This window comes from Corynebacterium sp. ACRPO, assembly GCF_022347205.1.
Classification (GTDB): Bacteria; Actinomycetota; Actinomycetes; order Mycobacteriales; family Mycobacteriaceae; genus Corynebacterium.
The window spans coordinates 175,054-187,181 of sequence record NZ_JAKRNE010000002.1; the positions used below are offsets into that span (position 1 = coordinate 175,054).

A 12,128-nucleotide genomic window follows, 5' to 3' on the forward strand; every position below is an offset into this window, starting at 1 on the left:
GCGACACATTTTTAGCTATTGATCTAGTACAAGGAGATTGTCATGCCTAACGCCTACCCATCCACCGTGACCGTCAACGTTGGTGCGCTGAGCATCGAAGACGTCGTTGCTGTTGCCCGCTATGGGGCGAAGGTGGAAATTGCGCCCGAGGCTCTCGAAGAGGTAGCCGCGACCCGCGAGCGCGTGGAAGAACTAGCGCAGGATCCCACCCCGGTCTATGGCATCTCCACCGGCTTTGGTGCACTTGCCCGCCGCCACATTCCAGAGGAAATGCGCGCCCAGCTGCAGCTTTCCCTGGTGCGCTCGCATGCTGCGGGCACGGGACCGGAGGTGGAGGAAGAGGTCATCCGCGCGCTTATGCTCCTGCGCCTGTCCACCTTGTGTACCGGTCGTACCGGCGTGCGCCCCGTGGTGGTAGAAACCTATGCCAAGGCACTGAACGCTGGCATCGTTCCGGTGGTGCGCGAGTATGGCTCGCTCGGCTGCTCTGGCGACTTGGCGCCGCTGGCACATTGCGCGCTGGCCCTGCTGGGCGAGGGCGAGGTGCGTGTCAACGGCGAGCTCAAGGATGCGGGCGACGCCCTGGCCGCTGCTGGCATTGAACCGCTGCAGCTGCGCGAGAAGGAAGGCCTCGCGCTTATTAACGGCACCGATGGCATGCTCGGCCAGCTCTGCCTGGCCATTACGGATCTACGCGCGGCAGCCAAGACCGCCGATATTGCCACCGCCATGACCGTGGAAGGACTGCTCGGCACCCTCGTGGTCTTTGCCGATGACCTGCAGCAGTTGCGCCCGCACCCAGGCCAGGCCGATGCCGCAGCGAATATCCTCCAGGTGGCTGAAGGCTCGGAGATCCTGGAGGCCGCGCTTGAGGAGTTCAAGAAGAACCAGGTGCAGGATGCTTACTCCGTGCGCTGCGCCCCGCAGGTTGCCGGCGGGTTCCGCGATACCCTGGCCCACACCGTCCAGGTGGCGGAGCGCGAGCTCGCCGCCGCGGTGGATAACCCGGTGGTGACCAAGGACGGCCGCGTGGTCTCTAATGGCAATTTCCACGGTGCACCGGTGGCCTATGCGCTCGATTTCCTCGCTATCGTCACCGCGGACTTGGCGTCCATTTCCGAGCGCCGCACCGACCGCTTCTTGGACCCAGCGCGCAACCGCGGGTTGAATGCTTTCCTTGCTGATGACCCCGGTGTGGACTCCGGCCACATGATCGCGCAGTACGCCCAGGCTGGCATCGTCAGTGAGATGAAGCACCTGGCTAACCCCTCCTCGGCTGATTCCATTCCGTCTTCGGCCATGCAGGAAGACCACGTGTCCATGGGCTGGTCCGCTGCCCGCAAGCTGCGCAAGGCTGTCGATGGCCTGCAGCGGGTGCTCGCCGTAGAGATCCTCACTGCCGCCCGCGCCATCGACATGCGCGAGGGCACCCCGGCCAAGGGCACCGGCGCGGTGATTGAGAAGCTGCGCGAGACTGTCGAAGGCCCCGGCGTAGACCGATACCTGTCCCCGGAAATCGAGGAAACTGTACGCTTGGTCAAGGAAGGCGCTCTTATCGACGCCGTCGAGGACGCTACTGGAAAGCTGCGTGGTTAATATGTCGACCATTTCTTGGCATCCACAGACCGAACCTAACCCCTTGCCATTTTCGCCCTTTAAGGCGAGCACGGTTCCAAGGCCCATTGGTTGGCTCTCTAGCGTCGACGGCCAAGGGCGCGAAAATATCGCCCCCTACAGCCAGTGGCAAAACCTCACCTTCGATCCACCTATGGTGATGTTCTCGGCTAACCAGTACCCGGATGGCCGCCGCAAGGACACGGTCCTCAATGCCGAGGAAACCGGCTGGTTCGTATGGAATATGGCTACCTATGACCTGCGTGAAGAGGTCAATAAATCCGCCCAAGTACTGGATTACGGCGAAAGCGAATGGGATCGCCTTTCCGTGACCAAGGAATACGCGGACAACCACCGCATTCCCATGGTGAAGGAATCGCCAGTGAAGTTCGAGTGTCAGTACAAGACCTCCTTGCGGGTGCCCGGCAATTCCAAGGTGGGCACCATCGACCTTGTGGTGGCGGATGTCAAGACCATTCACATCGATGAATCCGTCATCGATGAGGACGGCAAGCTCGATATCCTCAAGATTAAGCCCATTGCGCGCATGGGTTACTTTGACTACACCGTGGTCACAGAGCGGTTCGAGATGCGCGTTCCCGGTTCCGATGACGCCGCGCGCGCCGGGCTAGAGGGCAGCGCGTAGCTCCTTGGCCATGGCCTGCTGGCCCGCGTGGGTGGGGTGCATGGGGAAGGAATTGGTGTCCTTGCCCGTAAAATCCACCCACGGCGAGGGGGAGCAGGCGGTGTGGTCTAGGGCGGCGTCGGCAAGCACGTAAGTAGCCCCATTGCGCTCGGCGGCCTCGCGCACCGCCTGGTTGATGCGCTCGATGGAGCCTGCCAACCATTCCCGGTCACTGGCCGGGATTTTTTCTATGTAGGGGCAGGTCTCCCCGCGCTTTATCAGCGGAAGGTAGCCGGTGGCGAGGATCTTCGCATTAGGGGAGCGGCGGCGAATCTCCTCGTAAACCTTGTCCAGCCGGCGGGGCAGATCGCGGATTTCCAGGTCAATCTGCGCGCCGGATTGCGCCTGGCAAATATCATCCGTGGCGCACTGGGTAAGGCGCACGAAGCTGGCGTCATTGCCGCCGATGGACAGGCTCACCAGGTCGGTGTCTTCGCGTAGGGCGTCCACCTGGGCGGGGTGCTCGCCGGCCGAGGAAAGTACGTCGAGGGTGCTAGCGCCCTGGCAGGCTACATTGGTGAGCTCCGCGTCCATTTCCTTGGCTGCAAGCTCGGGGTAGGAATCCTGAGCGCGCACGCAGGTATTGGGCGGATCGAGTGGCAGCGTGGTTGAGCCCATGGCCGCATAGGAATCCCCCAGCGCGACATAGTGGGGTGGCTGCGGCTCCTCGGCGGGGGTGGAACAAGCGGCGAGGAGGGCCACGGAAAGGAAGGGGATGTACCGGCGCATGCAGGCCATCGTAGATCATCCCGCAGGTGTCTCATATACGAGACAGTTCGGGTTTGTGTGGCATGGTGCACAGAGCTGGGTCACAGTACCTTGTGACATGTGACGCTGAACAAGTCCTCGGGGACAGCCCCGGGACACCGGCCTAGGGGGCTTGGGAAGGCGTCGAACAAGCACGACGAAAGGAAGCCCATGTCTGAACCACGCGAAGTACGCGCGCCGCGCGGAACCGAACTGTCCGCCAAGTCCTGGCAGACCGAAGCGCCCCTGCGCATGCTCATGAATAACCTCGACCCCGAGGTTGCCGAGCGCCCCGAGGACCTCGTGGTCTATGGCGGTACCGGCCGCGCAGCACGCAGCTGGGAAGCCTTTGACGCCATCGTTGAATCCCTCAAGGACCTCGAGTCCGATGAGACCCTGCTGGTGCAGTCCGGCAAGCCGGTGGGCATCTGGAAGACCAACGAGTGGGCACCTCGCGTGCTCATCGCTAACTCCAACCTCGTGGGAGACTGGGCTAACTGGGAGCACTTCCGCAAGCTCGAGGACGAGGGCCTGATGATGTACGGCCAGATGACGGCCGGCTCCTGGATCTACATCGCCACCCAGGGCATCCTGCAGGGCACCTTCGAGACCTTCGCGGCCGTGGCCAAGAAGCGCTTCGGCGGCAGCCTGGCCGGCACCTTCACCCTGACCGGTGGCTGCGGTGGCATGGGCGGCGCACAGCCGCTGTCCGTCACCCTCAACGGCGGCGCCTGCCTCATCGTGGACGTAGACGAGACCCGCCTGAAGCGCCGTCAGCACAAGCGCTACCTGGATGAGGTTGTCACCGACCTCGACGAAGCCCTCAAGCTGGTCCTGGACGCCAAGGAAAACAAGGAGCCCCTGTCCGTCGGCCTCGTGGGCAACGCCGCCGAGGTGTTCCCAGAGATCCTGCGCCGCCAGCGCGCCGGGGAATTTACCGTAGACATCGTCACGGACCAGACCTCCGCGCACGACCCGCTGTCCTACCTGCCTTCTGAAATCACCATGGAAGACTGGCACAACGAGGCCAAGGCAGACCCGACCACCTTTACCAAGAAGGCTCGCGAGTCCATGGCCGCCCAGGTGCAGGCCATGGTCGAGTTCCAGGATGAGGGCGCCGAGGTCTTTGACTACGGCAACTCCATCCGCGATGAGGCCCGCAAGGCCGGCTACCAGCGTGCCTTCGAGTTCCCGGGCTTCGTTCCGGCCTATATCCGCCCGCTCTTCTGCGAGGGCCTGGGCCCCTTCCGCTGGGCCGCGCTTTCCGGCGATCCAGAGGACATTAAGGTCACCGACCAGGCGCTCAAGGAGCTCTTCCCAGACAACGAGCACCTGCACAACTGGCTCGACGCCGCCGAAGAATACGTCGAATTCGAGGGTCTGCCGGCACGCATTTGCTGGCTGGGCTACAACGAGCGCCACAAGGCCGGCTTGCTCTTCAATGACCTGGTGCGCGAGGGCAAGATCAAGGCGCCGATCGTCATCGGCCGTGACCACCTGGATTCTGGCTCCGTGGCCTCCCCGTACCGCGAGACCGAGGCCATGCTCGATGGCACCGATGCCGTGGCTGACTGGCCGCTGCTCAACGCGATGACCGCCGTATCTTCCGGCGCTACCTGGGTTTCTCTCCACCACGGCGGTGGCGTGGGCATGGGCCGCTCCATCCATGCAGGCCAGGTCACCGTTGCAGACGGCACCGAGCTCGCCGCGGCCAAGCTGCGCGCGGTGCTCACCAATGACCCGGGCATGGGCGTTATCCGCCACGTCGATTCCGGCTACACTCGCGCAAAGGAGGTCGCCGACGAGCGCGGCGTCCGCATTCCGATGGAATTCAAGGCAAGGGACTAGATGAGCACACTTTTTACCGGCATTTCAGAACTCCGTACGGTCAGCGAGCGTGGCACGCTTAACGACGCCGCCATTATCGCCCAATCCGGCACCATCGCCTGGGTCGGCCCAGCCTCCGAGGCACCGGCCGCCGACGAGAAGGTGGACTTGGGCGGCCGCGCCGTCCTGCCCGGCTGGGTAGATTCGCACACCCACATGGTCTTCGACGGTGACCGCTCCGCCGAATTCGAGGCTCGCATCTCCGGCGGTTCCTATGAGGCAGGCGGCATCGCCGTGACCATGGACGCTACCCGCCAGGCCGGCACCGACCGCCTGGACAAGCTGGTGGCGGACCGCGTGGCCGCCGGCCGCCGCGGTGGCACCACCACCTTCGAGACCAAGACGGGCTACGGCCTAAATACCGAGTCCGAGGTGGAGGCCGCCAAGGTAGCCTCCCGCCACGTCGATGACGTGACCTTCTTGGGCGCGCACCTGGTCCCGCCGGGAGCGGACGCGGAGGAGTACCTTGACGAGGTCGTTGGCCCCATGCTCGAGGGCGTTGCTCCCTACGTGCAGTGGATCGACGTCTTCTGCGAGCGCGGCGCCTTCAACGAGGAACAATCCCGCCGCGTGCTGGAGGCCGGTAAGAAGTTGGGCCTCGGCCTGCGCGTGCACGGCAATCAGCTGGGCGAGGGGCCGGGCGTTGCCCTCGCCGTCGAACTGGGTGCCGCCTCGGTAGACCACGTCAATCACCTAACCGATGAGGACGTGGAGCTACTGGCCAATTCCGATACCGTGGCCACCATGCTGCCGGCGTGCGACCTGTCCACCCGCGAACCGCTCGCCCCGGGCCGCACGCTTCTCGACGCCGGCGCTACCCTCGCCATCGCCTCCAACCTCAACCCCGGCACGTCCTATACCTCCTCGATGAATTACTGTGTGACCACCGCGGTCCTGCAGCAACACCTCTCCGTCGATGAGGCCATCCACGCCGCCACCACCGGCGGAGCGACCGCCCTGCGCCGCCACAACGTTGGCAACGGCCTCGACCCACAGGGCCGCCCGGCTAAGGGCACCATCGTGGAGGGCGCCGCCGCGGACCTGCACGTGCTCGACGCCCCCAGCGCCGTGCACTTGGCCTACCGCCCAGGCATGCCACTGAGCTACCGCACTTTCGTCGCGGGCGCTTAGGATATGGAGTTTGGGGCGGCAATCGCGTAGGGTTGGTGAAGCAATGAGCATTACCGATAACGCCACCGGCGGCGTCAACGAGCCGGAAGATTTTAATAAGTCGGAATCTCAGGACAACTCGCAAGGTGTCACCAAGGACACCAGGGCTGCGAATACTTCTGAGGACACCGGCGCTGAATCCCAAGATTCAGCCAACGACAACTCCCAGGGGTTCGCGCATCTTGGCCTGCCAGAGAAAATTCTGGAGGCCGTTGCGAAAGTAGGCTTCACCAAGCCTTCCCCCATTCAGGAAGAAACCATCCCGATCTTGATGGAAGGCCGCGACGTTGTCGGCCTTGCCCAGACCGGTACCGGCAAGACCGCAGCCTTTGCGCTGCCGGTTCTGTCGCAGATTGACACCAAGGCCCGCCATCCGCAGGCCCTTGTGCTCGCTCCCACCCGCGAGCTGGCCCTGCAGGTGGCGGACTCCTTCCAATCCTTCGCCGAGTCCCTCAAGGGCGTCGAGGTGCTGCCTATCTACGGTGGCCAAGCCTATGGCATTCAGCTTTCCGGTCTGCGCCGCGGTGCGCAGGTTATCGTGGGCACCCCGGGTCGCGTCATCGACCACCTGGAGAAGGGCTCGCTGGACCTGTCCCAGCTGCAGTTCCTCGTCCTCGATGAGGCCGATGAGATGCTGAACATGGGCTTCCAAGAAGACGTCGAGCGCATCCTGGAAGACACCCCGGACCGCAAGCAGGTGGCGCTTTTCTCGGCTACCATGCCGAACGCTATCCGACGCCTGTCTAAGCAGTACCTCGACAACCCCGCCGAGGTCACGGTGAAGTCCGAGCGCCGCACCAATGACAACATCACGCAGCGCTTCCTCCTCATCCCGCACCGCGCAAAGATGGATGCCTTCACCCGCATCCTCGAGGTCATCAATTACGACGCCATCATCGTCTTTTGCCGCACCAAGCACGAGACCGAAGAAGTGGCCGAGACCCTGCGTGACCGCGGTTTCAGCGCCGCCGCCATCAACGGCGATATTGCGCAGGCTCAGCGCGAGCGCACCGTCGATCAGCTCAAGGATGGCCGCCTAGACATCCTCGTGGCTACCGACGTTGCCGCCCGTGGCCTCGACGTCGAGCGCATCACGCACGTGGTCAACTTCGATATCCCGAACGATACCGAGTCCTACGTGCACCGCATCGGCCGCACCGGCCGCGCGGGCCGCTCCGGCGAAGCCATCCTGTTCGTCACCCCGCGCGAGCGCCGCATGCTGCGCTCCATCGAGCGCGTGACCAACGCCCGTCTGGAAGAGATGGACCTGCCGTCCGTCGATGAGGTCAATGAAAAGCGCAAGGAAAAGTTCGCGCAGTCCATTACCAACTCCATGGACAATAAGCAGGCGGACTTCTTCCGCACCCTGGTGCGCAAGTACTCCGAGGACAATAACGCGGCCATGGATGACATCGCTGCAGCCCTCGCCGTCATGCTGCAGGGTGGCAAGAACTTCCTGATGGAAGACAAGCCGCTTCCTAAGCCGAAGCGTGACCGCGACCGCCGCGACGATCGCAAGCGCGATCGTGATTTCAAGGGCGGCGGCAAGGGCCGCGGACCGAAGCGGCCGGACGGAGACTTTGAGACGTACCGACTGGACGTCGGCAAGCGGCAAAATGTGCGCCCGGGAGCTATCGTGGGTGCCATCGCCAATGAAGGCGGATTGTCAGCCAAGGACTTCGGCCGCATCACCATCGCGGTGGGCCATACCCTGGTTGACCTGCCAAAGAACCTTGACCCGGCAGTGCTGGACCGCCTGAAGGATACCCGTATTTCTGGCCAGCTGATCAAGATTCAAAAGGACACCGGCCGCCCGCCACGCCGTGACCACGGCGGCGGACGCAAGCGCGGTGGACGCTGGCGCGACTAGCATTTTCGACTGAATGGGCCTCTTCGGAGGCCCATTTTTTCGTGCCCTTTGACCTGCGTTTTTACTATAAACGGGGGTAGGGTGTCGGAGGGGCTTTGTATACTGAAAGCGCAAACATGTTCTAGAGAAACTTCTGCGGGGGAAGTCCATGAATGCGCCCTACTTTGCCAATACCAATCCAGCAAATTCCACCTCACAAGCAGCAACAGACATCCGCAAGGCCGAATACCTCCTCTGGAAGCGCCTGCATCCAGACCCGGATGATGATATCGAAATAATTAGCCAATCACTGTCAGATCTCACCGGAACGCGGCAGTCCCGAATTAGAAATATCATTTTCGCCTTTGAGCGATTACAGGAGCTGCCGCGCCTTAAAGCCCGGCAGGAAGAGTACTACCACTTAGATTTAGACCGCTTAATTACCATCGACCAGACGCTGTCCAAGTTGGGCGAGGTTGACGCCGAACAACGCCTGCTTATCGACGCCGAATTAACCACCTACCTCACCCCCAAACGCCCTAACCAAAAATTACCGTCCCATCGCAACCTGCGGCGAAAGCTGCGGGAGCTCATTGTCCGCCTTGATCCCACCATCGCCGCACGCGACCCGCGGCGCAAGGAGTCCTATCACCTCGAGCCTACGGGCGGGGAGTGGGCCGCAGTGTGCCTCGATGTGGGCTTAGAGACTGCCGAAATCATCGACCGAAATATTCGCGGTGTGGCCACGGAGAAGGACATTTCCTTGGCTCAGGCTGCGGTCGAGTTGCTCACCGGTGAGGCCGAAGCCAAGGCGAAGGTGGTGCTCAATATGTACCGCTGCGATCTGCCGGATGCTCCGGCCTTCGTCCAAAGCTTGGGGTGGGTTTCACCGGAGGTTGCCGATGACATGCAATCGCGGGCCACGACCGTCCGCGACATGGAGAAGGCCGCAGAAGATGAAAGCGGAAACTACGTCACGCCGCCGCATATTCGCGCCTTTGTGGAAGGGCTCGATGGAACCTGCCGGTGGCCCGGATGTACGCGGCCGGCGATGGCTTCCCAGATGGACCATCGGCATGATTTCGCTGACGGAGGACCTACTTCGGCGGCGAACTTGACCTGCCTGTGTCAACATCACCACAACATTAAGACTGATGGGCGGGCGTTTTATATCAAAGACCCGATTAGCGGGGACGTCGTCTGGCTCTTTGAAGACTCGACTTGGGTCTATGACGAAGCCAGCGGACCGCTCGCGCCGAAGAATCGGAGATGGGCGCAGACTGTGGCACAGGCGACGCAGCGGCGTCGGCAAAATGTGCACGAGGATGCGCAAAAGCTGAAGGAAGAGCTAGAAAACGAGAAAAGGGACAGTGAAGACACTGTCCCAGAGGAGTAAATGGCTTTCTAGAAGGCCACTTAGAAGTTGACGTACATCAGGATAAGGCAGACAATCCACAGCAGGTTGAACACGCCGCCGAATGCGGACAGCGGCTTCTTTGCTGCCGCGTAGTCGAAGGATTCAGTGGACTCGAGGGCGGCCATTGCCTTCTTCTGCTTTGGCAGAATGACGAAGAAGAGCAGGCACCATGCGACGATGGCAACCAAGATGGCGATGTGGAAATTGACCGCGGACTTGTAAGCGTCAATATCGGACAGGAATACGCCGAGGCCGAGGATAGGCACGATGGCAGAGATGTAGCCGTAGGTATTGGTGATGTTATACAGGGCGCGAGCGGAGCCGAGCGCCGCGTGGTCGCCTTGTGCTGCCTTGGCCATTTGGGTCTGGAAGCTGGAGGTGGATACGCATACTGGGCCGATCAAGAGAATGGCTGCGGCCACGTGGAGGAATACAAGGAAAGAAGTCATTGAAAGAACCCTTCAATCGCGGAAAGTTGCCACGTCAACCCTAATCAATTTCCGGTGAGTACGGCTAACCGACATTGCCTTTGCATCGCCCGCACGTCCTTGGAAGGGAGGGGAAGGGCGTACTTGCGGGCGATGTCGGCGAGGCGGCGCGAATAGTCGCAACGATTGGCCGGAGGAAGCCAATCCGCAGGGAGGGAGTCTGACTTTTCTTGGTTGAGCTCGCGGCTGGTGGCTACGAGATTGAGCGGATCGTTGCCAAAGCGGACCTTGGTTTCGCGGTCCCACTCGGACGCGCCAAGGTCATAGGCCGCGGAGAGGGGAAAGATGTGGTCGATCTCAATAGGCGAGGTAGCGGGAATGGTGGTGTCACTATAGGGGTCATACAGAGTCCCGCTGCGGGCGTGGCAGGCGTGGAGGGGTTCGCTGGATTGGCTTTCTAGAATGACCTCGCGGGTGGTGCAGGCGCCGTGGGGCTGCCAGATGCCGAAGTCTTCACGGTTGTAGCCGGCGGCTTCGGGGCGGGAGGGGAGAGTGGTGACGTCAAAACGCGGAAAAGGCCACGCATACCATGCGCCGATAAGGACGGTGATGCATGATAGCGCGGCCAAGTAATAGGACTTCATGTCCTATTGGACTGCGCGGAGTCCGCGTTGGTTCCGATTACTTATCGGTGACCTTTTCTGCGGCTTCTTCGAAGTTGAGGTTGGAGTCCTTTTCTACGAGCTTGGCCAGCTTGGTGGCCTCTTCAAACTCGGCAACAACCTCCGGCTGTGGTTCCTTGGTGAGCTTGGTGACTACGACGGCCACGAGGAGGGCCAGGAAGAAGCCTGGGACCATCTCATAGAGGACGTCGGAAAGCGGGGACATGCCCCAGCCAATGGCCACGACGGCGCCGGTTACCATGCCAGCAATTGCGCCGGTGGAGTTGAAGCGCTTCCAGTACAGGGACAGCAGAACGATGGGGCCGAAGGCGGAACCGAAGCCTGCCCAGGCGAATCCAACCAGGCCGAGGATGGAATCGGACGGGTTGATAGCCAGCAGAGCGGCGATGACCGCGATGGCCACGATGGCGGTGCGGGAGAGGTTGATGAGGACCTGCTCGCTGGGCTTCTTCTTAGCAAAGATGAGGAAGAGGTCCTCGATGAGGGAAGTAGAGACGACGAGCATCTGGGACGACATGGTGGACATGATGGCGGCCAGAACCGCGGTCAGGACGAAGCCGGCGGGCAGTGGGTGCATCATGGCCTGAGCCATATCCAGGAAGATGGTTTCGAAGTTGTCCTGGTCGGTGATGCTGTGGCCGGTCTGGGTGAAGTAAACGGTGCCAGAGAGAGCGACGAAGATAGCGCCGATAACGGACAGACCCATCCAGGTAACGCCGTAGAAGCGGCCCTGGCGGGCGTCGGAAGGCTTACGCAGCGCCATGAAGCGGACCACGATGTGTGGCTGGCCAAAGTAGCCCAGGCCCCAGGCCAGGTTGCCGATGATGACGCCTGCGGAAACACCGGCGAACATGGAGAAGAAGTTGTCATTTTCCACTACGCCATCGGTGCCGTAGGCATTATTGCTGGCGAAAGAGAAGATGGAGGCAGGATCGCTGAGAGAGACGATTGCCATAATTGGCACGATCATCAGGGCGACGAACATAAGCACGCCCTGGACGACGTCCGTGTAGGACACCGCCAAGAAGCCGCCGACGAAGGTGTAGAAGATGGTCACCGCGGCGATGACGAGCATGCCGGTGAGGTAGTCGCCACCGAAGGTGGACTCGAAGTAGCGGCCGCCGGAGACCATGCCGGAGGAGACGTAGAAGGTAAAGAAGAAGATGATGATGGCTGCGGAGATGATGCGCAGCAGGCGGGACTTATCGTGCAGGCGGTTTTCAAAGAAGGACGGCACGGTAATGGAGTTGGCCGCGATCTCCGAGTAGGAGCGCAGGCGCGGTGCGACCCACTTCCAGTTTGCCCAGCAGCCGACGAGCAGGCCGATGGCCATCCATAGCTCGGACATGCCGGAGAGGAAGAGCGCGCCAGGCAGGCCCATGAGCAGCCAGCCGGACATGTCGGAAGCGCCGGCGGAGAGAGCCGCTACGAATGGGTGCAGGCCACGGCCGCCCAAAACATAATCGTCATATTGATCGGTTTGCTTGTAGCTCCAATAGCCAATGGCTGCCATTGCGAGGAGATACACGATCATCGCAATGACGTACCAAGTTGAATCTTGCACGTTGTACTCCTTGTAGGTGTGTGATGACATTCTCACGTTAACGGGGTCACAAGGTTAACCCAAGCGAAAATACAGGTGTGGCGC

Annotated in this window: 10 protein-coding genes; 6 read left to right on the top strand and 4 right to left on the bottom strand. The window is 61.7% G+C overall.

The window, feature by feature from the left end; genetic code table 11:
• The first annotated feature begins 42 nt into the window (after window positions 1-42).
• Complete coding sequence (gene hutH, locus MHY22_RS02475; RefSeq protein WP_239277920.1) at window positions 43-1,596, top strand: histidine ammonia-lyase; 1,554 nt, start codon at window positions 43-45, stop codon at window positions 1,594-1,596.
• 1 nt (window position 1,597) lies between these two features.
• The gene (locus MHY22_RS02480; protein ID WP_239277922.1) at window positions 1,598-2,260 is read left to right on the top strand and encodes a flavin reductase family protein; all 663 of its coding nucleotides are present in this window, start codon (window positions 1,598-1,600) and stop codon (window positions 2,258-2,260) included.
• On the opposite strand, the gene MHY22_RS02485 is transcribed toward MHY22_RS02480, so the two are convergent.
• A complete protein-coding gene (locus MHY22_RS02485) occupies window positions 2,243-3,028 on the bottom strand; it encodes an SGNH/GDSL hydrolase family protein (protein ID WP_239277923.1) in 786 nt (261 codons plus the stop codon). The two genes, MHY22_RS02480 and MHY22_RS02485, sit on opposite strands and share 18 nt — an antisense overlap.
• Window positions 3,029-3,217: 189 nt before the next feature.
• Between MHY22_RS02485 and MHY22_RS02490 the strand changes: the two genes are divergently transcribed.
• The 4 genes from MHY22_RS02490 (at window position 3,218) to MHY22_RS02505 (ending at window position 9,348) form a co-directional block, all read left to right on the top strand.
• Complete coding sequence (locus MHY22_RS02490) at window positions 3,218-4,894, top strand: urocanate hydratase (protein ID WP_239277924.1); 1,677 nt, start codon at window positions 3,218-3,220, stop codon at window positions 4,892-4,894.
• Window positions 4,895-6,064, top strand: a complete 1,170-nt coding sequence (hutI, locus tag MHY22_RS02495; RefSeq protein WP_239277925.1) for an imidazolonepropionase — start codon at window positions 4,895-4,897, stop codon at window positions 6,062-6,064.
• 43 nt (window positions 6,065-6,107) lie between these two features.
• Window positions 6,108-7,973, top strand: a complete 1,866-nt coding sequence (locus MHY22_RS02500) for a DEAD/DEAH box helicase (protein WP_239277926.1) — start codon at window positions 6,108-6,110, stop codon at window positions 7,971-7,973.
• Window positions 7,974-8,121: 148 nt separating this feature from the next.
• Window positions 8,122-9,348, top strand: a complete 1,227-nt coding sequence (locus tag MHY22_RS02505) for an HNH endonuclease signature motif containing protein (RefSeq protein WP_239277927.1) — start codon at window positions 8,122-8,124, stop codon at window positions 9,346-9,348.
• A gap of 20 nt (window positions 9,349-9,368) precedes the next feature.
• On the opposite strand, the gene MHY22_RS02510 is transcribed toward MHY22_RS02505, so the two are convergent.
• Genes MHY22_RS02510 through putP form a run of 3 tightly spaced genes read right to left on the bottom strand, consistent with a single transcriptional unit; the run spans window position 9,369 to window position 12,044 of the window.
• The gene (locus MHY22_RS02510; protein WP_239277928.1) at window positions 9,369-9,818 is read right to left on the bottom strand and encodes a DUF2269 domain-containing protein; all 450 of its coding nucleotides are present in this window, start codon (window positions 9,816-9,818) and stop codon (window positions 9,369-9,371) included.
• Window positions 9,819-9,862: 44 nt separating this feature from the next.
• A complete protein-coding gene (locus MHY22_RS02515; protein WP_239277929.1) occupies window positions 9,863-10,441 on the bottom strand; it encodes an HNH endonuclease family protein in 579 nt (192 codons plus the stop codon).
• A gap of 37 nt (window positions 10,442-10,478) precedes the next feature.
• Complete coding sequence (gene putP, locus MHY22_RS02520; RefSeq protein ID WP_370658826.1) at window positions 10,479-12,044, bottom strand: sodium/proline symporter PutP; 1,566 nt, start codon at window positions 12,042-12,044, stop codon at window positions 10,479-10,481.
• Window positions 12,045-12,128: the final 84 nt, after the last annotated feature.